Origin of the sequence: Mesorhizobium sp. M0048 (genome assembly GCF_040323405.1) — a bacterium.
In the GTDB taxonomy this organism is placed as follows: Bacteria; Pseudomonadota; Alphaproteobacteria; order Rhizobiales; family Rhizobiaceae; genus Mesorhizobium.
The window spans coordinates 80,310-105,695 of the sequence record NZ_JAMYUV010000009.1 but is presented as its reverse complement, the minus strand read 5'-3'; the positions used below and the strand labels follow the sequence as shown (position 1 = coordinate 105,695).

Annotated in this window: 23 protein-coding genes; 13 read left to right on the top strand and 10 right to left on the bottom strand. The window is 63.3% G+C overall.

Annotation, left to right across the window (positions count from 1 at the left end; genetic code table 11):
- Complete coding sequence (phnH, locus tag NKJ84_RS12205) at positions 1 to 612, bottom strand: phosphonate C-P lyase system protein PhnH (protein ID WP_352506648.1); 612 nt, start codon at positions 610 to 612, stop codon at positions 1 to 3.
- A complete protein-coding gene (phnG, locus tag NKJ84_RS12200) occupies positions 612 to 1,067 on the bottom strand; it encodes a phosphonate C-P lyase system protein PhnG (protein WP_352506647.1) in 456 nt (151 codons plus the stop codon). The genes phnH and phnG overlap by 1 nt, the downstream gene beginning before the upstream one ends.
- A gap of 134 nt (positions 1,068 to 1,201) precedes the next feature.
- Between phnG and phnF the strand changes: the two genes are divergently transcribed.
- On the top strand, positions 1,202 to 1,945 hold the full coding sequence (phnF, locus tag NKJ84_RS12195; protein ID WP_352506646.1) for a phosphonate metabolism transcriptional regulator PhnF: 744 nt from the start codon (positions 1,202 to 1,204) through the stop codon (positions 1,943 to 1,945).
- Positions 1,946 to 1,957: 12 nt separating this feature from the next.
- Here the strand turns inward: phnF and NKJ84_RS12190 are convergent, their stop codons facing one another.
- From NKJ84_RS12190 to NKJ84_RS12170, 5 genes are all read right to left on the bottom strand, one after another.
- Entirely contained in the window at positions 1,958 to 2,974 is a 1,017-nt protein-coding gene (locus tag NKJ84_RS12190; protein WP_352506645.1) for a zinc-binding alcohol dehydrogenase family protein, read from the bottom strand.
- A gap of 70 nt (positions 2,975 to 3,044) precedes the next feature.
- Positions 3,045 to 4,010, bottom strand: coding sequence for an ABC transporter permease (locus NKJ84_RS12185; RefSeq protein ID WP_352506644.1), 966 nt, complete (start codon positions 4,008 to 4,010; stop codon positions 3,045 to 3,047).
- Positions 4,007 to 5,560, bottom strand: a complete 1,554-nt coding sequence (locus tag NKJ84_RS12180; RefSeq protein ID WP_352506643.1) for a sugar ABC transporter ATP-binding protein — start codon at positions 5,558 to 5,560, stop codon at positions 4,007 to 4,009. Before NKJ84_RS12180 ends, NKJ84_RS12185 begins: the two co-directional genes overlap by 4 nt.
- A 100-nt stretch (positions 5,561 to 5,660) precedes the next feature.
- Complete coding sequence (locus NKJ84_RS12175; protein WP_254816763.1) at positions 5,661 to 6,656, bottom strand: ABC transporter substrate-binding protein; 996 nt, start codon at positions 6,654 to 6,656, stop codon at positions 5,661 to 5,663.
- 329 nt (positions 6,657 to 6,985) lie between these two features.
- Positions 6,986 to 8,491 carry a UxaA family hydrolase gene (locus NKJ84_RS12170; RefSeq protein WP_352506642.1) on the bottom strand — a complete coding sequence of 502 codons (1,506 nt, stop codon included), beginning with the start codon at positions 8,489 to 8,491 and terminating at the stop codon, positions 6,986 to 6,988.
- 256 nt (positions 8,492 to 8,747) lie between these two features.
- Here NKJ84_RS12170 and NKJ84_RS12165 point away from each other — a divergent pair, with 256 nt between their 5' ends.
- From NKJ84_RS12165 to gnd, 6 genes are all read left to right on the top strand, one after another.
- On the top strand, positions 8,748 to 9,650 hold the full coding sequence (locus NKJ84_RS12165) for a GntR family transcriptional regulator (protein WP_352506641.1): 903 nt from the start codon (positions 8,748 to 8,750) through the stop codon (positions 9,648 to 9,650).
- Positions 9,651 to 9,769: 119 nt separating this feature from the next.
- Positions 9,770 to 10,126: a DUF2946 family protein gene (locus NKJ84_RS12160; protein ID WP_023675211.1), complete on the top strand. Its 357-nt coding sequence runs from the start codon at positions 9,770 to 9,772 to the stop codon at positions 10,124 to 10,126.
- Positions 10,127 to 10,225: 99 nt separating this feature from the next.
- Positions 10,226 to 10,762: a copper chaperone PCu(A)C gene (locus NKJ84_RS12155; RefSeq protein ID WP_352506640.1), complete on the top strand. Its 537-nt coding sequence runs from the start codon at positions 10,226 to 10,228 to the stop codon at positions 10,760 to 10,762.
- Between the two features lie 25 nt (positions 10,763 to 10,787).
- On the top strand, positions 10,788 to 11,306 hold the full coding sequence (locus tag NKJ84_RS12150; RefSeq protein ID WP_352506639.1) for a YcnI family copper-binding membrane protein: 519 nt from the start codon (positions 10,788 to 10,790) through the stop codon (positions 11,304 to 11,306).
- Between the two features lie 56 nt (positions 11,307 to 11,362).
- The gene (locus tag NKJ84_RS12145; RefSeq protein ID WP_352506638.1) at positions 11,363 to 12,988 is read left to right on the top strand and encodes a copper resistance CopC/CopD family protein; all 1,626 of its coding nucleotides are present in this window, start codon (positions 11,363 to 11,365) and stop codon (positions 12,986 to 12,988) included.
- A 139-nt stretch (positions 12,989 to 13,127) separates the two neighbouring features.
- Entirely contained in the window at positions 13,128 to 14,552 is a 1,425-nt protein-coding gene (gnd, locus tag NKJ84_RS12140) for an NADP-dependent phosphogluconate dehydrogenase (RefSeq protein WP_352506637.1), read from the top strand.
- Between the two features lie 192 nt (positions 14,553 to 14,744).
- On the opposite strand, the gene NKJ84_RS12135 is transcribed toward gnd, so the two are convergent.
- The 3 genes from NKJ84_RS12135 to NKJ84_RS12125 all read right to left on the bottom strand — a co-directional run bounded on the left by NKJ84_RS12135 (position 14,745) and on the right by NKJ84_RS12125 (position 18,680).
- Complete coding sequence (locus NKJ84_RS12135; RefSeq protein ID WP_352506693.1) at positions 14,745 to 16,463, bottom strand: adenylate/guanylate cyclase domain-containing protein; 1,719 nt, start codon at positions 16,461 to 16,463, stop codon at positions 14,745 to 14,747.
- Positions 16,464 to 16,879: 416 nt separating this feature from the next.
- A complete protein-coding gene (locus NKJ84_RS12130; RefSeq protein ID WP_352476371.1) occupies positions 16,880 to 17,308 on the bottom strand; it encodes a YybH family protein in 429 nt (142 codons plus the stop codon).
- 322 nt (positions 17,309 to 17,630) lie between these two features.
- Positions 17,631 to 18,680 (bottom strand): LacI family transcriptional regulator, encoded by a 1,050-nt coding sequence (locus NKJ84_RS12125; RefSeq protein ID WP_352506636.1) that lies wholly within the window; start codon positions 18,678 to 18,680, stop codon positions 17,631 to 17,633.
- A 392-nt stretch (positions 18,681 to 19,072) separates the two neighbouring features.
- Between NKJ84_RS12125 and NKJ84_RS12120 the strand changes: the two genes are divergently transcribed.
- The 6 genes from NKJ84_RS12120 (at position 19,073) to NKJ84_RS12095 (ending at position 25,358) form a co-directional block, all read left to right on the top strand.
- The gene (locus NKJ84_RS12120; RefSeq protein WP_352506635.1) at positions 19,073 to 20,311 is read left to right on the top strand and encodes an ABC transporter substrate-binding protein; all 1,239 of its coding nucleotides are present in this window, start codon (positions 19,073 to 19,075) and stop codon (positions 20,309 to 20,311) included.
- A 107-nt stretch (positions 20,312 to 20,418) separates the two neighbouring features.
- A complete protein-coding gene (locus tag NKJ84_RS12115; protein ID WP_352476374.1) occupies positions 20,419 to 21,312 on the top strand; it encodes a carbohydrate ABC transporter permease in 894 nt (297 codons plus the stop codon).
- The gene (locus tag NKJ84_RS12110; protein ID WP_352476375.1) at positions 21,305 to 22,240 is read left to right on the top strand and encodes a carbohydrate ABC transporter permease; all 936 of its coding nucleotides are present in this window, start codon (positions 21,305 to 21,307) and stop codon (positions 22,238 to 22,240) included. Before NKJ84_RS12115 ends, NKJ84_RS12110 begins: the two co-directional genes overlap by 8 nt.
- A gap of 5 nt (positions 22,241 to 22,245) precedes the next feature.
- Complete coding sequence (locus NKJ84_RS12105; protein WP_352506634.1) at positions 22,246 to 23,376, top strand: ABC transporter ATP-binding protein; 1,131 nt, start codon at positions 22,246 to 22,248, stop codon at positions 23,374 to 23,376.
- 74 nt (positions 23,377 to 23,450) lie between these two features.
- Positions 23,451 to 24,197: a sugar phosphate isomerase/epimerase family protein gene (locus tag NKJ84_RS12100; RefSeq protein ID WP_352506633.1), complete on the top strand. Its 747-nt coding sequence runs from the start codon at positions 23,451 to 23,453 to the stop codon at positions 24,195 to 24,197.
- 12 nt (positions 24,198 to 24,209) lie between these two features.
- Positions 24,210 to 25,358 carry a Gfo/Idh/MocA family protein gene (locus NKJ84_RS12095; protein ID WP_352506632.1) on the top strand — a complete coding sequence of 383 codons (1,149 nt, stop codon included), beginning with the start codon at positions 24,210 to 24,212 and terminating at the stop codon, positions 25,356 to 25,358.
- Positions 25,359 to 25,386 lie beyond the last annotated feature (28 nt).

Here is a 25,386-nt window from a genome sequence, read left to right as displayed (position 1 = left end):
CTATGCCTCCATCGTCTTGATGCGCGTCGTGCGCGGCAGGCAGGCAATTGCTTCGGACGTGGCGAGGATGATGTCGACGCCACGCGGAAAGCGCTGGTTGTTCTGCTTCCATTGCTCGACAAAATGGCGCGGCATTTGCGCCGGCGCAATCGTCGCCGTCTTCTCGATGCCCGGGCCTTCGAGCAGCAGCGGAGCGCCGGAGACAAGATCGCTGATCTCGAGGATCAGCGTCGTGGAGCGATCGGGATAATCCTGGGTGCCTTGCGAAAACCCGTCGAGCGCCATCATCTCGGCCGGCGTGGCGATCAGCGCGAAATGCGCGTCGGCCGGGGTGTTGGCCAGCGGCGCGCCGGTATGGAAGCCAAGCCAGGATTTCACCGTCGCTGAAGCCTGCAAGGCGGGGTCGAGCCAGAGCGGCGTGTCGTTATCGCACAGCGCCAGCGCAATGGCGCCCGCGGTGGCTGACAGCGGCGTCGGTGGACGGGTAAAGACCGGCAGGGGCTGCAGTGTGCCCGGCCGGGCCATCGCGTCCATCACTGCCCGGAAGACCGTCTGGGCGTCGAACACCGGATCGGCAAAGCCGCCTTCGATCGCTTGGGTTACGATGTCCATCAGTCTTCTCCGCGTACCATGGTGAAGAAATCGACCTTGGTCGCCGCCGTCTCGGCGCGGCGCTGGTCACGGGCCTCGGCCAGTGCCGCCTGCAAGGGCGCGACGAGCCTGGTCTCGACCTCGTTGCGGTGAGCCGGGTCCTGCCACAGCGCATCGGCGACCAGCCTTGCCTTCTGCTTGTCGCGGCCGAGCGCATAGCAGTGGCCGACCTGTCCGGAGGCGAGCCGGACGGTGGCGCGGGTGACCGTCGTCTCGCCAACGTTGAACGGCGCGCCGCCGCCACCGATGCGGCCACGCACGGTGACCAGGCCGGTTTCGGGGCCGCGCAGGAGTTCCGCCTCCGAAGGCAGGCCGGCTTCGTTCCACAGACGGACGATATCGTCGCCGGTCGATTGCGCCAGCGTTGCCATAACGGCCTTGCGCCCAGCCTGATCGCGGGCTTCCTGTCCTCGCATGGTTAACATTCCCTTGCATCGAAATTTGTCTATTGATATAGACAATTATACAAATTATACCTATTATCTAATGCGTGTCTATGACGGGTGCATGACAAGGGCGAGAAGAGGGGGCGCAAAGGTTGGGGCAGAAAATGATCGGACAAGCCAACAGCATCGAGCGGCGCAGCGGTGTCGCGCTGTGGCGGCAGATCGCCGATCAGATACTGCATTCGATTTCCGTCGGCGATTTTCCCGAAAATGCGGCGTTGCCGCCGGAGGTGGCACTTGCCGAGCGCTATGGCGTCAACCGCCACACCGTCCGCAGCGCCATTGCAGCGCTGGTGCAGGAGGGTGTGCTCAGGGCAGAGCAGGGGCGGGGCACCTTCGTGCTGTCGCGCAGGCGGCTGTCATATCCGATCGGCGCCCGCACCCGCTTTTCGGAGGGATTGCAAGGACAGGCGTCCGACCGGCATATCACCTTGCTTGCGTCATCGGTCGAGCCTGCCAACCGTCGTGTGGCAGAGAGCTTAGGCCTTGCAAAGGGGGCCGACGTGATACGTCTGGAAACGCGCGGCGAAGCCGATGGAATGCCAGTGTCCCGCGCTGCCGGCTGGTTCGATGCCAGGCGCTTTGCCGGCATCGATGCTGCCATGGCGGAAACCGGTTCGATCACCGCATCGCTGGCACGTTTTGGCATTGACGACTATCTGCGGCAATCGACGGTGTTGTCGGCGCGCCATGCCGATGCGGCCGACCTTGCGGACCTCGACCTGCAGCCCGGCGCCATCGTGCTGGTGACGGTCGCCGTCAACGTCACGCCCGACGGTCAGCCGATCCAGTTTTCGGAGTCGCGCTTCCCGGCCGAGCGGATCGAGCTCAAACTGTCGGCGCTTTGAGGTGCGCCAGCATCATGCGACCTGGATAACGGCCTTGATCAGGCCGGACTTCTCATGCGCCCAGCGGGCAAGATCGTGCGGCGTTTCGCCAAGCGTCGTGCGGTGCGTGACGAGCTTTGCCAACGGCACCGCGCCGTTGCGGATCGAGGCGGCGACATGGTCGAAATCGGCACGCAGCGCGTTGCGGCTGCCGATCAGCATCATCTCGCGCTTGTGGAATTCGGGATCGGAAAAGGCGATGTCGTCCTTGACGACGCTGACCAGGACCAGCGCCCCGCCATGCGCGACATGGGCGAAGGCCGACTGCACCGACTGGGTGTTGCCGGTGGCATCGAAAACCATGTCAAAACCGTCGCCGTCGGTTGCTTGCCGCACCAGGTCCGCAGCAGCGCCCTGCGAGCCGTCGAGGGTCGCGAAGCCGAGTTCGCTTTCGGCGAAACCCAGCCTCTCCGCACTCATGTCGAGCAGCGTCACGTCGAGCCCGGCGATGCGGGCGAACAGCGCCGTGCCGAGCCCGATGGGGCCGGCGCCAATGACCAGCGTGCGCGCACCTGGATCAGCCAGCGAGCGCCGCACGGCATGCGCGCCGATCGCCAGGAATTCGACGGCAGCAGCATCGGCCAGCGACAAGCCGTTTGCCGGATAAAGATTTTGCGCCGGCACCAGGATTTGCTCGCACATGGCGCCGTCGCGGTGGACGCCGAGCACCTCGATCTTAACGCAGCAATTCGGCTTGCCTTGCCGGCAGGCGATGCATTTGCCGCAGGCGAGATAGGGATTGACGACCACCGGTTCGCCGATTGCCAGATCGACGCCCTCACCAACCTCGATCACGGTGCCGGAAACTTCGTGGCCCATGATGCGGGGATAGGCGAGGAACGGGTGCTTGCCTTCGAAGATGTGATAGTCGGTGCCGCAGATGCCGACATGGCTGACGGCGACCAGCGCCCAGCCGGCTGGCGGCGCGCCAGGCGCCGGACGATCTTCGAGGACAAGTTCGCCGGGCGAGCGGCAGACGACGGCTTTCATGCTTCAATCCAGTCGGTTCATGGCACCGCCGGCTCTGCTGTCGCGAGGCCGGCGGTTGTGGGGAGGCGGTCTATTTGCCGCGGCGGCGTAGCCCGTCGAAGTAGACGATGACGATGATCAGCACGCCGGTGATGATGCGCTGCCAGAAGGCGTTGACGTTGAGCAGATTGGCGCCGTTGTTGATGGTGGCAAGGATGAAGGCGCCGAGCAGCGGCCCGTGCACTGAGCCGACAGCGCCGAACAGCGAGGTGCCGCCGATCACCGAGGAGGCGATCGCCTGCAATTCCCAGCCCTCGGCCTGTGTCGGATTGCCGATGCCGATGCGCGAGGCGAGCAGCACGCCGACGAATGCCGCACACAGCCCCGACAGCGTGTAGGCCATATAGATGGTGCGCTGGACGTTGACGCCTGACAGGCGCGACGCCTCGGCGTTGGAGCCGACCGAGAACAGATAGCGGCCCCAGCGGCTGTGGTGCAGGAAGATGTAGGCCGGGATGCCGACCAGGATCACCATCCAGAACAGATTGGGGACGCCGACGAAGGAACTGCGCGAGAACGTCTGGAAGGCATCGTTGATGATCGAGATCGAGTTGCCGTTGGTCATCAACAGACCGATGCCGCGCAGCGAGGTCAGCGTCGCCAGGGTGATGATGAAGGGCGGCAGGCCCATCTTGACGATGCCGAAGCCGTGGAACATGCCGATGGCGACGCCGACCAGCAAGGTAATCAGGATGGCCAGGAAAACCGGTGTTCCGGCGTTGATCAGCATCGCGACGATGACGGTAGCGAAGCCGACCACGGCGCCGACGGAAAGGTCGATGCCGCCGGTGATGATGACGAAGGTCTGGCCGACCGCCAGGATGGCGATCATCGACCCTTGCCGCAACAGGTTCGAGATGTTGTTGCCCGAGGCGAAGCTCGGCGTCGCCACCGACAGGATGACCCACAAAAGAACCAGCAGCGCCAGCAGTGTCAGCCCGAACAGGGCGTTATAGTTGCGTTTCGGCCTTTCGGCAGCGATCGCCTCGGTGCTCATATCCGTCCTCCCGGTCTTTCTTGTTTCTCGGCCAGCGCCTGGGTGAGGATCTCCTCGTGATCAGCGGTCCGAAACCCGTGCGTAGCCACCAGCTTGCCGCGCCGGAACACATGCAGCGTGTCGGCGAGTTCATAGACCTCGGGCAGGTAGGACGAGATCAGGATGATGCCGGCTCCTTTGGATAGCAGCGCGCCGAACAGGCGGTAGATCTCGGCCTTGGTGCCGACATCGACGCCAACGGTAGGCTCGTCGAAGATGAACAGCTTGGCGCCGTGGGCGAGCCATTTGCCGATGACGATCTTCTGCTGGTTGCCGCCGGACAGGCTGGAGGCCAGCGCGCTGCGTGTTGGCGTCTTGATGCGCAGGTCAGCGATCTGGCGATCGGCTTGCGCCTTTTCCTGCGCGCGCGAGATCAGCAGATTGCTCGAGATGCGCTTGTAGATCGGCAGATTGAGGTTGAGCCCGACCGGCAGGTTGAGGCAGAGGCCCTGGTCGCGGCGGCTTTCGGGGGCAAGCGCGATGCCGAGCCTGATCGCGTCATGTTCGCTATTGACCTTGACCTCCTTGCCCTCCCAGAGGATCTGGCCGGCCGATTTGCGGTGGCGGCCATAGAGCGTGGTGACGAACTCGCTGCGTCCGGCGCCGATCAGGCCATAGAGGCCGACGATCTCACCGGCACGGACGGACATCGAGACATTTTCGAAGCCCTTGCCCGACAGGTTCCTGGCTTCGACGATGGTCGCGCCGAAGGTGAAATGCTCCTTGTGGTAGACCTGCTCGATCGAGCGGTTGATCATCATCTTGACCAGCTCGGCGTCATTGGTCTCGGCAATGTTCCTGGTGCCGACCAGCGTGCCGTCGCGCAGCACCGAGACGCGGTCGGCGAGCTCGAACACTTCTTCCATGCGATGGCTGATGTAGATGATGGTGACGCCTTCGCCCTTCAGCCGGCGGATCAGCGTGAACAGCTGGTCGGCCTCCTTGCGGGTGAGGTAGGCGGTCGGTTCGTCGAAGATCAGGAATTTGGTGCCGCGCACGGTGGCGCGGGCGGCGGCGATCAGCTGCTGCTGGCCGATGGTCAGGTCACCCAGCATGACATGCGCGGGCAGGTCGAAGCCTAGGTCGTCGATGATCTTCTGCGCCTGCCTGACCATCGCCCGCTGCTGCAGGATGCCGAAACGTGCATCCTCCTCGCCGAGGAACATGTTGGCGGCGACGGTGAGATGGCGGCACAGGACCACTTCCTGATGCACGGCATTGATGCCGAGTGCCATCGCCTCATGCGGCGTTGCCAATGCGGCAGGCTTGCCCTCCCAGATGACGTCGCCGGAGGTGCGCGGCATGACGCCGGTCAGAAGCTTGATCAGGGTGGATTTGCCGGCGCCGTTCTCGCCGACGATGGCGTGGATCTCGCCGGCTTTGAAGGCGAGGTCGACCGGCTTCAGCGCGTGGGTGCCGGGATAGCGCTTTTCCAGGCCGCGGAGTTCGAGGATGGTCCTGCCCGGTTCCAGCGTTGGGGCCGGATGGAGTTCCTGCGCCGTCGACATCATGACAATCCTCCCAGATTGGCCCGCCAGATGGTCTGACGATTGGCGCGAGTGGGATGTTTCCGGGGCAAAGGCCCCGGAAACAGTTCACTTGTGGCGATGCTCAGTCGAGCTTGGGGTTGAGCAGCGCGTCGATCTTCGGATCCTTCATGTTGGCTTTGGTGACCAGGTTGGCGCCGGTGTCCACATTGGCCTCGACCTTCTCGCCCTTCGAGGCGGCGAGCGCCGTCTTGATGCCGTCATAGCCCATCCGGTACGGATCCTGAACGACGAGAGCCGAAATGACGCCGTCATTGAGGAACTTGATCAGCTTCTCGTCGCTGTCGAAACCGACCAGCGCGACCTTGCCGGCAAGATTGTTCTCGGCGATCGCCTGACCGACGCCCTGCGCCATGATTAGATTGGAGGCGAAGATGCCCTTGAGGTTGGGGTTGGCGGTGATCAGGTCGGTGGCGATGTTGAGGCCGGTGGTGGCCTGGCCGTCGGCGTATTTGTCGGCGACCAGCTTGAGGCCGGGATATTTGGCGGCGAGCTGTTCCTTAAAACCCTGGGCGCGCTGTTCGAGCGAGCCGGCGCCCGGAAGCGCGGTGATCAGGGCGACGTCACCCTCGACCTTGCCGCCATTGGCTTCGCCGATGGCTGCGGCAAGGCCGTCAGCGGCGACACGGCCGCCCTGGATGTTGTCGGTGGTCAGGAACGAGGTGAAGGCCTTGGAGTCGGCACCGGAGTCGATACCGATGATCTTGACCTTGGTGGCGGCCTCATCGATCGGCTTGCCAAGCGCCTTGGCTTCGGTCGGCGCGATGACGACGGCCGCCGGGTTGCCGGCGACGGCATTTTCAAGGATCGAGATCTGGCCGTTGACGTCTGTCTCGGCCTGGGCGCCGAGCTCCGGCACGTTGACGCCGAGGTCCTTGCCGGCCTTGCGGGCGCCGGCCAGAACGATCTGCCAGTAGAAGGACGTGGTGTCCTTGACGATGATCGGAATGGTTACGTCGGCCGCGGATGCCGGAGCCGAATGCATCACGCCGGCAAGCATCGACGCGGCTGCGAGTGCCACGAAGGCGCGGCGGTTGAGAATGCTGGTCACGAATTTCATTAGGAGTCCTCCCTAAGTCGCCCGGTGAATGTTACGGAAGCTCCATTCGGATGGCGCGGCCCAAAACGGAACTTTATCAATAAAAAACATTTACTGTATTTTGATAGTGTATCATCTCGGTCGGCGCAAGCGCTGTTTGATGGCCGCTTCGAATGGCTGGATGGAAGATTTTTTCTGTCGGAACTCCGCTGCCAATCTGCTTCAATATCCCGCATGGAATATTAGTTCCATCAACCAGTCAATATGGAATGTACATTCGTTTTGGCGGTGTACGAACTGTGACACCTGGCGCTCACGTCAGGTGCGCGCGACTTCCCGGACGGCAAGGCTTAGAGCGTCGCGCCGAGATGCCACGGCACGAACTCGTTGTCGCCGTAGCCGAATTCCTCGCTCTTGGTCTTGCGGCCCGAAGCTGTCTCGACGATCAGCTCGAAGATCTCGCGGCCCATGCCGGCAATGGTCTTTTCGCCCGAGGCGATGACGCCGCAATTCACGTCCATGTCCTCTTCCATGGCGTGGTACATGGTCGAGTTGCTGGCGACCTTGATCGACGGCGTCGGCCGGCAGCCGAAGCAGGAGCCGCGGCCGGTAGTGAAGACGATGACGTTGGCGCCGCCCGCCACCTGGCCGGTGGCCGAGACCGGGTCGTAGCCGGGCGTGTCCATGAACACCAGCCCGTGCCCGGTGACCTTTTCGGCATAGCCGAAGACGCCGTTGAGCGGCGTCTGGCCGCCCTTGGCGACCGCGCCGAGCGACTTTTCCAGGATGGTGGTCAGGCCGCCGCGCTTGTTGCCCGGTGAGGGATTATTGTCGATGGATGCGCCATGCTTGGCGACGTGGTCTTCCCACCATTTCACATAACCGTCGAGCTTGGCGGCGATCTCGGGGGTTGCGGCGCGATAGGCGAGCAGGTGCTCGGCGCCGTAGATCTCCGTCGTTTCGGAGAGGATGCCGATGCCGCCGACGCCGGCCAGGATGTCAACCGCGGCACCCAGCGCCGGATTGGCGGTGATGCCGGACATGCCGTCGGAGCCGCCGCATTGCAGGCCGACGACGATCTCGCTGACCGGGATCGGCTCACGCTGAAGCTTGCCGACCTCTTCGGCAATCTCGGCCAGCACGACCAGCGCCTTCTCAACCGATTTGCGCGAGCCGCCGGCTTCCTGGATGTTGAAATGACGTTTTCCCGCGGCAACGCCCTTCTGGCCATAGAGGGTGAGCTGGTTGACCTCGCAGCCGAGCCCGACCATCAGCACGCCGCCGAAATTCGGATGACGGGCATAGCCGGCCAGCGTGCGATGCAGCACCATCATGCCGTCGCCGGTGGCGCTCATGCCGCAGCCCTGGCCGTGGACGATCGGGACGAAGCCGTCAATGCCGGGATATTGCGGCAGAAGCGTGCGGTTCGCCGCGTCAGCGATGGCGTGGCAGACGGTGGCCGAGCAATTGACGCTGGCCAGAATACCGACGAAGTTGCGCGTGCCGGCGCGGCCGTCGGCGCGTCGGTAGCCCATGAAGGTGCGGGCGCGGTCGGCCTCGGTCGCATGCACCGCCTCGCTCGGCGGCACCACGGGCAAACGCCCGCTTTCGAAGACCAGATTGTGCGAATGGACATGCTCGCCGGGCGCGATGTCCTGCGTGGCGCGGCCGATCGCCTGGGCGTATTTGACCACGGCTTCGCTAGCCGCAATCGGCTTGATCGCCACTTTGTGGCCCGGCTCGATCAGCGCGACGGCGACGGCGCCGCCCGGCAGCACGGTGCCGATCTCGATGCGGCCATTGGCGACCGCGACATTGTCGGCGGGAGACAGAAGAATGCTGTTTGCGGCGTTCACGGGAGCTTCCTGGGTGTGTTCCTGGGTGCGCGAGCGGATTGACACGCGGCTCTTAACATATAATGTCTTTTATCGTGAAAAAACATTTTTGCGTCAATTGTTTTTTCGCCAGAGCGCGACGCGTCTTTTGGATGCGTGCAGTAGGCTCTACAACCAAGACTAGCGTTGCGCACGGTGTTTTGCGAAGCGATTCCGATTTCATGCGCGCGAAACGCTTCAAACCGGCCGCAATCGCCAATGCGCCACGGGGCAGGGGATGTCGAAGAGCAACAACGTTTACAAGGACGCTTATAATCGCGGTCTGAGGCTGCTCGACGAAACCAGGAGCCTGCCTTCGGAGCCGGAGCTGGGTACGCTGCTCGGCGTCAGCCGCACGACGGTCCGCACTATCCTTGCGCGCATGGAAGAAACCGGGCTGATCGACTGGAACAAGCGCAGCAAGACGGTCCTGCGCGAACCGCGACCGGACGATTTCTTCCCCGAGGAAGAAACCGACACGCTGGCCGAGATCATCGAGCGCTCCTTCATGCGGCGGCTGCTTGCCAGCGGTGCCGAAGCCGGCATGCAGATCAACGAGCTCGAACTGGCGCGCGAGATCGGCGTCGGCACCACCAGCGTGCGCGAATTCCTGATCCGCTTCTCGCGCTTTGGGCTGATCGAGAAGCGCCGCAACAGCCACTGGGTGCTGAAAGGCTTTACCCGCGCCTTCGCGCTGGAGCTGACCGAAATCCGCGAGATGTTCGAACTGCGCTCGGCCGCAGCCTTTGCCGCTCTGCCCGAGGACAGCCCGGTGTGGGCCGACCTCGACCGCCTGGAAGGCGAGCATCACCGGCTGGAGCGCGAGATCGCCGTGCGCTTCAACGAATTCTCCGAGCTTGACGAGCGCTTTCACCGGCTGATCCATCGGGCGTCGCACAACCGCTTCATCGTCGATTTCTACGACGTCATCGCCATGATCTTCCACTACCACTACCAGTGGAACAAGGCGCAGGAGCGCGAGCGCAACGAAGTCGCGGTCCAGGAGCATCTCGCCTATATCGCCGCGCTCAAATCGCGCGATCTTGCCAAGGTCGACGCCGCCTGCCGCAAGCACCTGAAATCGGCCCGCCACACGCTGCTGACGTCGATTCCCGAGGGCAGGCAGCCGCAACGCGGGTGATTGTGTTGCGTTGCCGCAGCAACGTTTTGGCGATTTTCCGGCCGCCGGCTCCGTGCTAGAGAGCTGACGTTGCTGCGTGAAGAGGCTGGTTCTTGACCATACGCCGGAGACGATGGAGCATGCCGGTCGCGTTCGCCGCGGCGTGGCTTTTCATGCTCCAGTCGATATTCGGCGCGTTTGCTTCCGGCGTCGCGCCGAACGCCTCGCAATTCGATGCTTTCGGCAACACGATCTGCACCCATGACGGTGCGGCGCAACTCCCCGCCGGCGATCCGCATCAGCAGCACATGCCGGCTTGCTGCATGCTTGGCTGCAATCTCGTTTCGGCGGTCTACGCGCCGCTGGATGCAGCCGGGAGCCTGGCTCGCAGCCTTTCCATCGAAACCATCGCCTTTTTCCTGCCGGCCTTCCGGCATCGCGATTTCGCCCGCGCCCGCACTCCGTCCAATCCGCGTGCACCACCGGCGACGGCCTGATCCGTTCTGGTTCGCGCCGCGCAACGCTTTGCCGGCGCGTTTATCGACATCGTTCGCGACCGGCCGTCGGCGCGGTCCCTTAAAATCCACGGAGCAATCATGTCTCACTCTTTTCGCGCTGCCGCATCCAGCCGCAGGCGCTTCGCACTGGGTAGTTTCGAGCAGCGTCTCGGCATCGCCCTTTGCGTTCTTGCCCTCCTGTTCGCCAGCGCCCAGGCGGTGTTGGCACACGAATTCAAGCTTGGCGATCTCGAGATCGGGCACCCCTGGTCGCGCGCCACGCCAGCCGGCGCCAAGGTGGCCGGCGGCTACTTCACCATCACCAACACCGGCAGTGCGCCGGATCGCCTGCTGTCGATCACCTCCGACATTTCGGCCAAGGCCGAACTGCACGAGATGGGCGTCAGCAATGGCGTGATGACGATGCGGCAGGTCACCGGCGGCCTCGAAATCCCGGCTGGCGGCAAGGTCGCATTGGCGCCCAACGGCTATCATTTGATGTTCATGGATTTGAAGCGGCAGCCCAAGGAGGGCGAAATGTTCTCCGCCACGCTGACCTTCGAGAAAGCCGGGCCCCTGCAGATTGAATTCGCCGTGCAAGGCATCGGCAGCGCGGCGCCCCAGGACGACCACTGACTTGGCCGCTTCGAGAGGTACCATCATGAAGAAATCTCTTTTGCCCGGCTGCGTGCTTCTTGTCCTCGGGACCAGCGCGGCCTTTGCCCACATCACGCTCGAAACGCCGGAGGCGGCGGTGGGCTCGACCTACAAGGCGGTTCTTCGGGTGCCGCATGGCTGCGAGGGCAAGGCGACGACCGCGCTGCGCGTGCAGATCCCGGAAGGGGTGCTCTCGGTCAAACCGATGCCGAAGCCGGGTTGGACTCTGCAGGTCAAGAACGGCAAATACGAGAAGTCCTACCAGCTCTACGGCCAGGCAGTGACCAGCGGCGTCAAGGAGATCGACTGGAGCGCCGGCAGCCTGCCGGACGAGTTCTACGACGAATTCGTCTTTCGCGCGACGCTGGCGTCCGACCTGCCGGCAGGCCAGACGCTGCATTTCCCGGTGGTGCAGGAATGTGACGGGATTGCCGATCGCTGGATCGAAATTCCGGCGGCCGGGCAGGCTGAGGACGCGCTGGAATTTCCGGCGCCCGGCCTCAAGCTGCTGCCGAAGACGTGATCCTTACGCGGCGCGCCCTATCCGAAAGAGCGCGCCGCTGTCTTTGTGGCGGTGACATGAGCGCGGCATCCATCCTGCGAACGGCCTGCACAACCGGCCGGCTTGCCATCGGCCTGCTGGCTGCGATTGTGCTGCTTGCCACCATTGCCGCGCCAAACGCAGCCTTCGCCCACGCGGCGCTGATCAAGGCCGAGCCGGCTGACGGTGCGGTGCTGGCGCAGAGCCCGTCGCAGCTGTCGCTGACTTTCAGCGAGCCGGTTTCGCCGCTGGTGCTGACGCTGGTGCGGCCCGACGGCACGGCGGTCCCGCTGACCTCTTTCCGGCTCAGCGGCCAGACCGTCGAGATCGACAATCCGCAGGCGCTGAAATCGGGCACGCATGTGCTGAGCTGGCGGGTAATCTCCGCCGACGGGCATCCGGTCGGCGGCTCGGTGCTGTTCTCGGTCGGTGCACCGAGTGCTGCGCCGGCCGCCTCGGATGCCGTTGACCGGGGGCTTCGAACGGCGATCTGGATCGGCAAGGTTTTTCTATACATCGGCCTGTTTTTCGGGGTCGGCGGTGCCTTTGCGCAGGCCTGGCTGGCGCAAGGCGGCCGATCCGGCCGGAACATGATCGTCGCGGCCATCCTGTGCGGGCTGGCCGCCGCACTCTTGTCGCTCGGTTTCCAGGGGCTGGATGCACTCGGTGCGCCGCTCGCCCGGCTGGCGCAGCCGGTCATCTGGCAGACCGCGCTCGGCACCAGCTTCGGCTGGACGGTGCTGATCGCGCTGATGGCGTTCGGCCTTGGCCTGTTGTCGCTGGTCGTGCCGCCCGCCGACGCGAAGCCGCTGGCCTTGGCCGGATTGGTTGGCGTTGGCGCAGCACTTGCTGCCAGCGGGCATGCCAGTGCCGCCGAGCCGCAATGGCTGACCCGGCCGATGGTATTTCTGCACGCCACTGGTGTCGCGGTCTGGGCCGGGGCGCTGGCGCCGCTCGGTCTTGCCTTGAAACGGCAGCCGGACAAAGCCGGGCAGTTGCTGCGCCGGTTTTCGCGAGCGATCCTGTTCGTCGTGGCCGTGCTTGCGGCAGCCGGCATCGTGCTCGCCGTCATCCAGGTGCAAACGCCGTCGGCGCTGGTCCACACTGCCTATGGCCGGCTGCTGCTGATCAAGCTGGCGCTGCTTGTCTTTCTGTTCACGCTCGCTGCCGTCAACCGCTTCAAGCTTACGGTCCCCGCCGAGGCGGGAAAGACGGAAGTCCAGAGGCGACTGGCCCGCTCGATCGGCATCGAGCTGCTGATCGTGCTGGCGATCTTCGGCGTTGCCGCCGGTTGGCGCTTCACGCCGCCGCCGCGCGCGCTGGCGATCGCCGCCGCACAGCCGGCATCGGTGCATATCCACACGCTGCAGGCGATGGCCGATCTCAGCATTGTGCCCGGCCATACCGGGCCTGTTGCCGCTTCGATCTTCATCATGACCGGCGATTTCGGCCCGCTCGACGCCAAGCAGGTGACGCTGGTGCTGTCAAAGCCCGATTCCGGCATCGAACCCATCAAGCGCCCGGCGACGAGGCTTGGCGACGGCACCTGGCGCGTCGACGATCTCGTCATTCCGGTCGCCGGCCGGTGGACGGCGCGGCTCGATATCCTGGTCTCCGATTTCGAGATGGTGAAGATAGAGGCGCCGATCGACATCAGGCCGTGACGAGAGCGCTGGTCCACGCAACACAATTCGACGAGGCGGTTGACGCGGCCGAGAACCCCCGTCAATCATCGCCATCAAGAATGGGCGTCCAACCCAATCGCGGGCTCAACCAACAAGATCCGAAAGCAGGGAAGAAACGATGGAAAAAGCCGAAATAGGCCTGATCGGCCTTGGCACGATGGGCTCCAACCTGGCGCTCAACATCGCCGAGAAGGGGCACCGCATCGCCGTCTTCAACCGCACCGCGGCGCGCACCGATGCCTTTGTCGAAAATGCCGGCGCGCTCAGGGATAGGGTGGTGCCCTGCTACAGCCTCGAAGAACTGGCCGCCGCGATCCGGCCGCCGCGGCCGATCATCATCATGGTGCTGGCCGGCAAGCCGGTCGACGAGCAGATCGCGGCATTGCGCGGCGTGCTGTCGGCCAACGACATCGTCATCGACGCCGGCAATGCCAATTTCCGCGATACGATGCGGCGCTTCTCAGAGCTTACCGATTCGGGCCTGACCTTCATCGGCATGGGCGTGTCCGGCGGCGAGGAGGGCGCACGCCACGGTCCCTCGATCATGGTCGGCGGCACCGAAGAGTCCTGGAAGCGCGTCGAAAAGGTGCTGACCGCGATCTCGGCCAAGTTCAAGGGCGAGCCTTGCGCGGCGTGGCTTGGCACCGACGGCGCCGGCCATTTCGTCAAGACCATCCACAACGGCATCGAATATGCCGACATGCAGATGATCGCCGAGATCTACGGCATATTGCGCGACGGCCTGGGCATGGGGCCGAAAGAGATCGCCGAGGTGTTTTTGCAGTGGAACACGGGCCGGCTCAATTCGTACCTGATCGAGATCACCGCCAAGGTGCTCGCCGCCGACGATCCCAAGACCGGCAAACCGGTGGTCGACATCATCCTCGACCGCGCCGGCCAGAAAGGCACCGGCAAATGGTCGGTGATCGAGGCGCAGCAGCTAGGCATCCCGGCCACCGCGATCGAAGCGGCGGTGGCGGCACGCGTGCTGTCGTCGATCAAGGACGAGCGGCTGGCCGCCGAAAAGGTCTATGGCGCCGGCGTGAGCAAGATTTCCGGAGACAGGGACGCCCTGCTCGCCGATCTCGAACTGGCGCTGTTTGCCGGCAAGATCGCCGCCTACGCGCAAGGCTTCGCGGTGATGAGCGGCGCGTCGAAGGAATTCAACTGGAACCTGCCGATGCCGGTCATCGCCAAGATCTGGCGGGCCGGCTGCATCATCCGCTCGCAATTGCTGGATACGATGGCGGAGGCCTTCGGCGCCGGCGGCGCGGCCACCAACCTGTTGATGGCGCCGGCTTTCGTCTCGTTGATGCAGGAGGCACATCCGTCGCTTCGCCGTGTCGTGGCAAGGGCGGCCGAAGCCGGCTCGCCGGTGCCGGCCCTGTCATCCGCACTTGCTTATTTCGACAGTTACCGGCAGGGCCGCGGCACTTCGAACCTGATCCAGGCGCAGCGCGATTTCTTCGGCGCGCACGGCTTCGAGCGCATCGATGGGCAGGGCGCTTTCCATGGCCCGTGGGGAAGTGGGGCGGCTGGTTAGCGCCCGGTCTCGGCCGTAGAGATCGGCTTCGCAGTTTCTTGAAAGCGGACCTTGCTGGCGATCACGCTGGAGATCGTGGTTGCGCCATCAACGGACATTGATCGAGGGAACCCACGGGCATTTGCCCTCACAGCCAAAAGACGAGCCTATGTCCTGACGAGAGCAAGCCGGCGATCCAAAGCGATGCGCTCTTTAGTCGGCAAGGCCAGCCTTGCGGTAGCCTTCGACGAAGCGCTGGAGCACTTCCTCGTCGTCGAATGGCTGCGATGTCGCCCAGTGCCTGATGCTGAAATGGGGATTGCTCATCATGAAGAACTCCGCCTCCTGACGGGCTTCATCCAGGCGTCCGAGCTGCGCGAGGGCTGCCGCAAGCATGCGCCGCGACGTGGTGCGGTAGGTTTCCGGCTTGCGTAAAGCCTCGACCGCGGATTGATAGTCGCCGAGCGCATAATAGGCTTGGCCCGCCATCCAATGGTACCACCCCGGAGGGCGCGGATTGAGCCGCAACGCCCGCTTCACGAATTCGACGCCCTTGACCGCATCGCCCCTCAAGGTGATGAGATCCGAGCGCATCGCCCAGGCATCGGCATGATTGGGATCGAGCTTGAAAGTCGCCTCGAACTCTGCATCCGATTCCGCGAAACGCCGTTCGTGACCAAGTATGATGCCCAGCACCCACCGGTTCCCGGCATCGTTAGGGTCGAGCGCCACTGCCTGCTGCGCTTCCGCGAGCGAGCGAGGTTGGTTGGTTTCCTTCGGCTCGTTCCAGAACAGCCAGCCGAGCCAAAGATTGAGGGCCAGCAAGCTATGCGCTTCGGCATAGTCGGGATCGAGTCTGATCGCCTTCTCCAGCAGCATGCGCGCTTCCTGCGCGCCTAACCCGGTCTGAAAACTGACGCCGCGGGCTTGTACACAGAGGTCATAGGCTTCGAGACTCGTCGGCCGTTTGCGCGCCGGCTGTCCGGCCAATCGGCCGACCAGGGCTTCGACGATCTTGGCCGTGACCTCGTCCTGCACTGCAAAGATATCCTCGAGGCTGCTGTCGTAGCGCTCGGCCCAGATATGATCGCCGCCGATCGCGTCGATCAGCTGCGCATTGATGCGCACGCGCCCCGCGGCGCGCCGGGCGCTGCCTTCAACCACATAGCGCACCCCAAGATCACGCGCGGCCAAACGCACATCGACCGACCGCCCTTTGTAAGCAAAGGTCGAGTTGCGTGCGATGACGAAGAGGCCGGCGCAGCGAGATAGGTCGGTGATCAGGTCTTCGGTCAAGCCGTCGACAAAGGTTTCCTGCTCCGGATCGTTGCTCATGTTGGTGAAAGGCAAGACCGCGATCGAGGGCTTGTCGGGCAATTCCAGCGATGCCAGTCGCCCGACCTGAGCGGCTCTCGGAAGCTGCAGGTTGACGCGATAGCAGTATATCGGCTCGGCTATGTTCTTCACCCGCTGCTCGCCCATAGGCTCGAACGCAAACGCCAGCTTCTGCCTGACCTCCTTGGACACCTTCTCCGAAACGCAGATGCCACCGGGCTCGGCGAGTTGTTGGAGGCGCGACGCTACATTCACGCCCTCGCCATAGCGATCGTCCCCTTCGACGATCACTTCCCCAAGGTTGATTCCGATCCGGACTTCGAAGCGCTGGTCTTCGGCGACGCTCGCGTTACGTTCCGTCATGCCGCGCTGAAGCGTGACCGCGCATTCGACCGCATCCACCACGCTACCGAACTCCGCCAGCAGGCCGTCTCCCATAAGCTTGAAGATTCGCCCGTGTCGCGTCGCGATTTCCGGCTCGAACAACTCTTTGCGGCCCCGTTTCAGCCGGTCGAAGGTGCCCGCTTCATCCACCTCCATGAGCGCCGAGTAACCGACAACATCAATGGCAAGGATGGCAGCGAGCTTCCGCTCCATGTTGAGCCTCAGTTCAGATTCGCGACACGCCAGGCGCAGGTCAGAGGCAGGTAGGACCGGCGCCTCCGGCGTGCCCTCACCGGCCTCTATACCACAGATCACGCTTCTTGAGAGTATGACTCGCGCGACGCCTTGGCTCTCCTGCGCAGCGCCACTGACGAGCGAGTCCCATCTATCCCTACCGCTTGTTCGCGGCAGTTGCCTCTCAACCGGACCCGTGACCGCTTCGGGCCAGGTCACGACGATGCCCACGCCGACCTAAATGTCCGCAATTAAAGATCTGCGGCCCGGAGCTGCCAATCCGCTTTCGGCCCGAAGATTGACTGTCAGCAACGGGCCGCCAATTCGACCGTTCGCCTACGAACCCTTGCCACGTGAAGCCGACATCCCTGTTGAGGACGTTAGGCGTTCCGGAACTACGGCAAGAGATCCGTCACAGCGCGCCCACTTCCGTCCATTGCCATAGGGAAGCTGGCATGTTCGTGGATGATTTTCCAAGAACCGCCGATGCGCCTTAGCACGATGGTTCGCCGGCTCCAGGAGTCGACCTCTGTGCCATCCGTCTTAATGCCAGTCATGCGCGACAGCCCGAAGGCCACTGCAAGATCGCCGTCGATCATGAGCTGCGGGTCAGCCATGTGAACGGTGACGCCGTTGCGCCAAGTTGCAAACCAAGCATTTATCCCTTCGATGTCGCGTGCCTGTTCGCCTCTATAGGCGAGCGGCGGCGGCAGATCGAAAACCACGACATCCGGGTCCATGGCATCGACGTTGGCGCGGGCGTCCCCCTTGGCAGTTGCGTCTTCCTGGCCCCGGATGACAGACAAGACTTCCTTTTCAGACATATCGTTGCTCCTTCATTTTCTGGAACGACGAGGCCGGGGCGATCAATCCGACATCGACACTATTCGTAACAAATATGGCCGGTCCAAGCTGCTGTTGCATCGTGGTATTAAGAGTGATGAGCCCCTTAGTCCCGAAACGTGACTGCCGCGTGCTCCTACGGCCGCTCTTTGGTGATCTCGTCCCCATATCGGACGGACAGCATTCGGTCCCAAGGTTGCCGTCGGCAGCGCACATTTTCCAGCCAAGTGGAATCACTTGGCGTCGCAGAAATGCGGCTAAGGCAAATAGATGGAGCCCATTTCAATTTGAACATATCCCGCCCTAGTCGGGGCGGCGATAGGCCTGGACTTCGCCTGGCTCGCTCAGGCTCTGCAGGGTGCCAGGTGCGGCGCCTCCGATCCAGCCCAGCACCGAGCGGGCGAGTTCGGCGCCGGCCAGCCGGAAGTTCTCGTTGACGACCAGCAATTCGCTGCGAAACAGGTGCAGAAGCTCCGACGATTGTTTGGACACCACATCGACATCGCGGCCAAGCTTGAGGCCGGCGTCTTCGATGCCGGCGACGATGGCGAGCGTCGCGGCGGCGGCGCTGCTGATGAAACCGTCCGGCCTGACATCGCGGCGCATCAACTGCGCCGTCCGCATTCTGATCTGCTCGATCGAATGATCGATCGAAACGGTGTTGAACGGGATCTCGCTGGCGCCGACCTCGCTCAGCGCATCGGCAAAGCCGGCGAGCGTGTGGCCGTGATAGGTCAGCTCGACCGGCGGCGCCAACAGAGCCATCCGGCGGCGGCCGAGGCCGGCCAGATGGCGCACCGCCTCGGCTGCGAAAGCGTAATTGTCGAAATCGTGATAGGGATGGATCAGCCCCATGTCTGTGCGGCCATGCGTGGCAAAGGGGATGCCGCGCTCCAGCATATAGCGGGCTCTCGGATCGTTCGGCTGCGTGCGCGAAATGATGACGCCGTCGGCTGAACCGGTTTCCACGAGGTAACGGATCGGGTCGAGCGGATCCTGGGAGCGCGAATAGGGTGTCACGATCAAGTGATAGGGCGTGTCGGCGATGACTTCCGAAACGCCGTAGATGATGTCGGAGACAAAACTCATGATCTCGTGCTCGGTGTTGAGCACCAGGCTGATGACATTGGTCTTGCCGGTGCGCAGGCGGACGCCGGCACGGTTGGGGCGATAGCCGATCTGCTTGGCGACAAGCTGGACGCGCCGCCGGGTCTCGGCGCCGATCTCGGGGGCGTCCTTCAACGCACGCGACACGGTGGTGACGCCCAGCCCGGTCATGAAGGCGAGCGTCTTCAGCGTCGGCCGGCCCTGGCCCGACGCGTCGTCGGCCTTCTCTTTTTGATGCCTGTTCATTCGTCCCGCCCCGTCAGGCGCATAGCAGTTGCCGGACAGCCCGGCAATCGGCCGGCCGCGGGCACGCCGCGGCCTTCACCGAATGAGACCGCTATATACTGAAACGTTACAGATTGTCACGACCATTGCCACACCACTGGTGACAGATGCAGAACGAGCGGCGCTGCAATCGGCGCAAAACAGCGATTGGAACGGGATTTTCCGATTTTTCGGCGCCGCAGCATTCTATTTTGCAGTGCAACCTCTCTGGTTGCGATGCGGTAGGCCAGCGAGCCGCGCGATTTTATTCGCGCTTCGAAAAAACTTGATGCCACCTTCGCCTGAGGGGTTGCGCGCCTCAAGCAATTGCCGTATCGAAAATCTGTAACGTTTCAGATTCTGGGAGGAACGAAATGCGATACCAACTCATGACTGCTGCGCTGGCTGCGACGGTCGCGCTGCAATTCGCCGGCCCGGCGGCCGCGACGGATCTGGAAGTCACCCATTGGTGGACCTCCGGCGGCGAGGCGGCAGCGGTCGCAGAACTCGCCAAGGCTTTCGACGCAACCGGCAATCACTGGGTGGACGGCGCCATCGCCGGTTCCGGCGGCACGGCGCGGCCGATCATGATCAGCCGCATCACCGGCGGCGACCCGATGGGCGCGACCCAGTTCAATCACGGCCGGCAGGCGGAAGAATTGGTGCAGGCCGGGCTGATGCGCGACCTCACCGATCTCGCCACCAAGGAAAAGTGGACGGAAATCGTGCAGCCGAAGAGCCTGCTCGACGGCTGTACCCTCGACGGCAAGATCTATTGCGTGCCGGTCAATATCCACTCCTGGCAATGGCTGTGGCTGTCGAACGCCGCCTTCAAAAAGGCCGGCGTGCCCGTGCCGAAGAACTGGAATGAATACGTCGCTGCGGCGCCCGCGCTGGAAAAGGCAGGCATCCAGCCGCTCGCGGTCGGCGGCCAGCCCTGGCAGGCCTCCGGCGCTTTCGACGTGCTGCTTGCGGCGGTCGGCGGCACCGACGCCTTCCTCAAGGTCTACAAGGACAAGGACGCCGAATTCGCCGCCGGGCCCGAAGTCGCCAAGGTCTTCAAGGCCGCGGACGACGCCCGCAAGATGGCGAAGAACACCAATGTGCAGGACTGGAACCAGGCCACCAATCTGGTCATCACCGGCAAGGCGGGCGGCCAGATCATGGGTGACTGGGCGCAGGGCGAGTTCCAGGTTGCCGGCCAGACCGCCGGCAAGGACTATACTTGCCTTCCGGGCCTCGGTCTCAACGAGGTCATCGCCACCGGCGGCGACGCTTTCTACTTTCCGCTGCTGAAGGATCCCGAAAAATCGAAGGCACAGGAAGTGCTGGCCCACACGCTGCTCGATCCCAAGACGCAGGTCGCCTTCAATCTCAAGAAAGGTTCGCTGCCGGTGCGCGGCGACGTCGACCTCAAGGCGGCGAACGACTGCATGAAGAAGGGGCTCGAAATTCTCGCCAAGGGCAATGTCATGCCCTGGACCGACCAGCTGCTTTCGCAGGATACGCAGAAGCAGAAGGAGGATCTGTTCTCCGAGTTCTTCGCCAAGCAGGACATGACCGTGGAAGATGCGCAGAAGCGCTTCGCCGCCATCGTCGGTTCGGCCGATTGAGCGATCGACCAACCGCCTCACTCCCGCCCCTGCGAACGCAGGGTCGGGAGCTTGGGTCAAGGCCTCTTGACCCTCCGGCCCTTCCCCGATCCAGCGCGGCTGTGCAGATGAGCAAGAGCGAACGCCCGAGCCAACTCTTTCGCAACCTCAATGCGAAAGTCGCTTCGATCCCGATGATTTTCACCGCGCTGGTGATTTTTGTCGGCGGCACCCTCTGGACGGTGTTGTATTCCTTCACAAATTCCAAGCTGCTGCCGCGGCTGCACTTCGTCGGTCTCGACCAGTACTATCGGCTGTGGGCGACGCCGCGCTGGCTGATCTCGATCGAGAACCTGCTGATCTACGGCGTGCTGTCGCTGGTGTTCTCGCTTGTCATCGGCTTCCTGCTTGCTGCCTTGCTCGACCAGAAGATCCGGTTCGAGGACACGTTCCGGACCATTTTCCTCTATCCCTTCGCCCTGTCCTTCATCGTCACCGGTCTGGTCTGGCAGTGGCTGCTCAACCCCGAATTCGGTGTCCAGGCAGTGGTGCGCAGCCTCGGCTGGACGAGCTTCAGCTTCAATCCGCTCTATGATTCCAGCATCGTCATCTACGGCATATTGATCGCCGCTCTCTGGCAAGGCACCGGGCTCATCATGTGCCTGATGCTGGCCGGCCTGCGCGGCATCGACGAGGATATCTGGAAGGCCGCGCGGGTCGACGGGATACCGACCTGGAAGACCTATCTGTTCATCATCATACCGATGATGCGGCCGGTCTTCATCACCACGCTGGTCATCGTCGCCTCCAACATCGTTCGCGTCTACGACCTTGTCGTCGCCCAGACCAGCGGCGGGCCCGGCATCGCCTCCGAAGTCCCGGCCAAATATGTCTATGATTACATGTTCTTCGCCCAGAACCTCGGCCAAGGGTTCGCCGCCTCGACGATGATGCTGCTGTCGGTGATCATCGTCATCGTGCCGTGGGCCTATCTCGAGTTCGGAGGCAAGAAGCGTGTCTGACCATACCGTTTCATTGCCCGCCATTGCCGGCGCCGGCGGGCTCGAAGCCTACGGGCCGAGCGGGCCGAAGCCGCGCCACACATTCTCGCGCCGTAACATCTTCCTCTACGGCACGCTGATCGTGGTGGCGCTCTACTATCTTTTGCCGCTCTACGTGATGGTGGTGACATCGCTCAAAGGCATGCCCGAGATACGCCTCGGCAACATCTTCTCGCCGCCAATGGAGATCACCTTCGAGCCCTGGGTCAAGGCCTGGTCGAGCGCCTGCACCGGGCTCAACTGCGACGGGCTGTCGCGTGGCTTCTGGAATTCGGTGCGCATCACCATCCCGTCGGTGATCCTGTCGATCGCGCTCGCCTCGGTGAACGGTTATGCGCTTGCCAACTGGCGCTTCAAAGGCGCCGACACTTTCTTCATCATCCTGATCGTCGGCGCCTTCATCCCTTATCAGGTGATGATCTATCCGATCGTCATCATCCTGCGCGAAGTCGGCCTCTACGGCAGCCTCAGCGGCCTGGTGATCGTCCATTCCATCTTCGGCATGCCGATCCTCACGCTGTTGTTCCGCAACTACTTTACCTCCATGCCGGAGGAGCTGTTCCGGGCAGCGCGTGTCGACGGCGCCGGCTTCTGGGGCATTTATTTCCGCATCATGCTGCCGATGTCGCTGCCGATCTTCGTCGTCGCCATCATCCTGCAGGTGACCGGCATCTGGAACGACTTCCTGTTCGGCGTCGTCTACACCCGCCCCGACACCTATCCGATGACGGTGCAGCTCAACAACATCGTCAACTCGGTGCAAGGCGTGAAGGAATACAACGTCAACATGGCAGCCACCATCCTGACCGGCCTGGTGCCGCTGATCGTCTATTTCCTGTCCGGAAAATTGTTTGTGCGCGGCATCGCCGCCGGCGCGGTGAAAGGATGATGGCGATGAACGCAAACGGCAGCGTTGCGGCAAACGGCAGCAACGGGGCAAACGGCACCAGCGTCTCGATCCAGAACCTGTCGCTGAATTTCGGCGCGATATCAGTGCTGCAGACGCTCAACCTCGATGTCGCCGAAGGCGAGTTCATCGTGCTGCTCGGCCCGTCCGGCTGCGGCAAGTCGACCTTGCTCAACTGCATTGCCGGGCTGCTCGACGTTTCCGAAGGCCGCATCTTCATCAAGGGCAAGAACGTCACCTGGGAAGAGCCCAAGGATCGCGGCATCGGCATGGTGTTCCAGTCCTACGCGCTTTATCCGCAGATGACGGTGGAGAAGAACCTGTCGTTTGGGCTGCGCGTTGCCGGTCTCGCCAAGGACGAGATCGCCAAGCGCATCGCCCGGGCCGCCGAGATCCTGCAGATCGAACCGCTTTTGCATCGCAAGCCGGCGGCCCTGTCCGGCGGCCAGCGCCAGCGTGTGGCGATCGGGCGCGCACTTGTGCGTGACGTCGATGTCTTTCTGTTCGACGAACCGCTCTCCAACCTCGACGCCAAGCTGCGCGCAGAATTGCGCGTCGAAATCAAGCTGCTGCATCGCAAGCTTGAGAACACCATGATCTACGTCACCCACGACCAGATCGAGGCGATGACGCTGGCCGACCGTATCGCGGTGATGAAGGGCGGGGTCATCCAGCAGCTCGATGCGCCGCAGACCATCTATAACCGGCCGGTCAACCGGTTTGTCGCCGGCTTCCTCGGCTCGCCGGCAATGAACTTCCTCGACGGCAGACTTGACCAAGCGGCAGGCGACTGGCACTTCGTCGCCGAGGATGTGCGGATACCGCTGGCCACCTATGCTTTCGAGAAGGACCCGGTGCCAGGGCCGGCCGTGTTCGGCATCCGCCCCGAGCACGTGGCGTTCAACAGCGGCACGGGATGGCCGTTCGCAGCCACGGCAAATGTCGAGGTCGTCGAGCCCATGGGTTCCGACACGCTGGTCTGGCTGAAGCTCGCCGGCCAGAATTTCACGGTACGGGTGACAGCCGAGCGTACGCCAAACAACGCGGAGGCGGTCGGCATCGGTTTCGACCCGATGCGGGCCTCGCTGTTCGACGCCGCCACAGGTAACCGCCTCTAGAGCCTGATTTTAGCCTCCCAAGACTTTTCCATTTCCCCCCAAGACTAACCATCCCCAAGAAACGGACAGAGACGATGAACTGGTCATTCCAACTTTACAGCGCGCGTAATTTCCAGCCCTGGGAGGGCGTGCTCAAAATGCTGGGCGAGCTTGGTTACAGCCAAGTCGAAGGGTTCGGTGGCGTCTATGACGATCCCAAGGCGTTCCGTGCCGAGCTCGACAAGAACGGCCTTGCCATGCCGACCGGGCATTTCTCGATCGACGCGCTCGAGAAGGATTTCGACGGCGTGCGCAGGACGGCCGATGCGCTCGGCATCACGCTGCTCATCTGCCCCTTCCTGAACGCCGAGTTCAGGCCGGCCGACGCGGCCGGCTGGCGCGGCTTCGGCGAACGCCTGGCCAAGGTCGGCGAGACGGCCAGGAAAGCCGGCTATGGTTTTGCCTGGCACAATCATGATTTCGAATTCAAGGCGCTCGCCGACGGCTCGGTGCCGCAGGACCATATCCTGTCCTCCGCGCCCGACATCGGCTGGGAGATGGATGTCGCCTGGGTGGTGCGGGGCGGCGTCGATCCGCTGCCCTGGATCGAGAAGCACGGCAAGCGCATCGTAGCCGTCCACGTCAAGGACTTGGCCAAGCCGGGCGAGGGCCTCGACGAGGACGGCTGGTCCGACGTCGGCCACGGCACCATCGACTGGCCCGGCCTGATCAAGGCGCTGCGCGCCAAAAGCGCTGCGAAATACTACGTCATGGAACAAGACAATCCCAACGACATCGAGCGCTTCGCCCGCCGCTCCATCGCAGCCGCCAAGACCTATTAGGAGCACATCAGCATGGCAACAAAACTTGGCATCGGCGTGATTGGCTGCGGCAACATCTCGAAGGCGTATTTCTCGCTGGCGCCGCTGTTTCGCGGCATCGAGATGCGCGCCTGCGCCGACATCAACATGGAAGCGGCGAAAGCGCGGGCAAAGGAGTTCAAGCTGCGCGCCGAGACCGTTGAGGGGCTGCTCAAGGCCGACGATATCGACATCATCGTCAACCTGACCATTCCGGCGGTGCATTACGAGGTGTCGAAGCAGATCCTCGACGCCGGCAAGCACGTCTATTCGGAGAAGCCCTTCGTGCTGTCGGTCAAGGAAGGGCTCGACCTGAAGAAACGGGCGGAAAACAAGGGGCTGCGCATCGGCTCTGCCCCCGACACCTTCCTTGGCGGCGCGCACCAGCTTGTCCGCGACCTGATCGACACCGGCAGGCTCGGCAAGGTCACCAGCGGCACCTGTCATGTGATGAGCCATGGCATGGAGCATTGGCACCCCAATCCGGACTTCTTCTTCCAGCCGGGCGCCGGGCCGGTGCTCGATATCGGACCCTATTACATCACCAACCTGATCCAGCTGATCGGGCCGGTGAAGCGGGTCGCTGCCTTCGCTTCGATCCCGATGACGGAACGCATCATCAGCTCGAAGCCGCGCGCCGGCGAAAAGATACCGGTCTCCACGCCAACGACGATCCATGGCGTGCTGGAATTCGAGAACGGCGCCGTTGTGACGCTCAACACCAGCTGGGATGTCTGGAGCCACGGCCACGCTCCGATGGAGCTCTATGGCGAGGCGGGCACGGTGTTCGTGCCGGATCCGAACTTCTTCGGCGGCGAGGTGCGCTACACCGAAGCCGCCAAGCCGGTGAAGAAGCTGCCGAAATGGCCGCATCCGTTCGGCGTGCCCAACGAGATGCATTCGCAAGGCATGATGGCCAACTACCGCACCGCCGGTTTGGCCGACATGGCGATCGCGATCAGAGAAGGCCGGCCGCACCGCTGCTCGATGGAACTGGCGCTGCATGCCGTCGACGTCATGACCGGCCTGTTGCGTTCGGGCGAAACCGGAAAGTTCGTCGCCATGCAGACCAGCTGCGAGCGGCCCGCGGCACTCGGCGTCAAGGCGGCGAAGGAGCTGCTGGCGAAGAAGAAAACCAAGTAGGCGGCGCACCTCCCAAGCACCGCAAAAA

Coding starts and splice junctions, on each gene's coding strand:
- NKJ84_RS12100 (WP_352506633.1), top strand. CDS start 23,451: ATGAACTGGTCATTCCAACTTTACAGCGCGCGTAATTTCCAGCCCTGG.
- NKJ84_RS12155 (WP_352506640.1), top strand. CDS start 10,226: ATGTCTCACTCTTTTCGCGCTGCCGCATCCAGCCGCAGGCGCTTCGCA.
- NKJ84_RS12115 (WP_352476374.1), top strand. CDS start 20,419: ATGAGCAAGAGCGAACGCCCGAGCCAACTCTTTCGCAACCTCAATGCG.
- NKJ84_RS12190 (WP_352506645.1), bottom strand. CDS start 2,974: ATGAAAGCCGTCGTCTGCCGCTCGCCCGGCGAACTTGTCCTCGAAGAT.
- NKJ84_RS12180 (WP_352506643.1), bottom strand. CDS start 5,560: ATGATGTCGACGGCGCAGGAACTCCATCCGGCCCCAACGCTGGAACCG.
- phnH (WP_352506648.1), bottom strand. CDS start 612: ATGGACATCGTAACCCAAGCGATCGAAGGCGGCTTTGCCGATCCGGTG.
- NKJ84_RS12095 (WP_352506632.1), top strand. CDS start 24,210: ATGGCAACAAAACTTGGCATCGGCGTGATTGGCTGCGGCAACATCTCG.
- NKJ84_RS12150 (WP_352506639.1), top strand. CDS start 10,788: ATGAAGAAATCTCTTTTGCCCGGCTGCGTGCTTCTTGTCCTCGGGACC.
- NKJ84_RS12165 (WP_352506641.1), top strand. CDS start 8,748: ATGTCGAAGAGCAACAACGTTTACAAGGACGCTTATAATCGCGGTCTG.
- NKJ84_RS12175 (WP_254816763.1), bottom strand. CDS start 6,656: ATGAAATTCGTGACCAGCATTCTCAACCGCCGCGCCTTCGTGGCACTC.
- NKJ84_RS12145 (WP_352506638.1), top strand. CDS start 11,363: ATGAGCGCGGCATCCATCCTGCGAACGGCCTGCACAACCGGCCGGCTT.
- NKJ84_RS12160 (WP_023675211.1), top strand. CDS start 9,770: ATGCCGGTCGCGTTCGCCGCGGCGTGGCTTTTCATGCTCCAGTCGATA.
- NKJ84_RS12105 (WP_352506634.1), top strand. CDS start 22,246: ATGAACGCAAACGGCAGCGTTGCGGCAAACGGCAGCAACGGGGCAAAC.
- gnd (WP_352506637.1), top strand. CDS start 13,128: ATGGAAAAAGCCGAAATAGGCCTGATCGGCCTTGGCACGATGGGCTCC.
- NKJ84_RS12185 (WP_352506644.1), bottom strand. CDS start 4,010: ATGAGCACCGAGGCGATCGCTGCCGAAAGGCCGAAACGCAACTATAAC.
- NKJ84_RS12135 (WP_352506693.1), bottom strand. CDS start 16,463: ATGGAGCGGAAGCTCGCTGCCATCCTTGCCATTGATGTTGTCGGTTAC.
- phnG (WP_352506647.1), bottom strand. CDS start 1,067: ATGCGAGGACAGGAAGCCCGCGATCAGGCTGGGCGCAAGGCCGTTATG.
- phnF (WP_352506646.1), top strand. CDS start 1,202: ATGATCGGACAAGCCAACAGCATCGAGCGGCGCAGCGGTGTCGCGCTG.
- NKJ84_RS12130 (WP_352476371.1), bottom strand. CDS start 17,308: ATGTCTGAAAAGGAAGTCTTGTCTGTCATCCGGGGCCAGGAAGACGCA.
- NKJ84_RS12120 (WP_352506635.1), top strand. CDS start 19,073: ATGCGATACCAACTCATGACTGCTGCGCTGGCTGCGACGGTCGCGCTG.
- NKJ84_RS12125 (WP_352506636.1), bottom strand. CDS start 18,680: ATGAACAGGCATCAAAAAGAGAAGGCCGACGACGCGTCGGGCCAGGGC.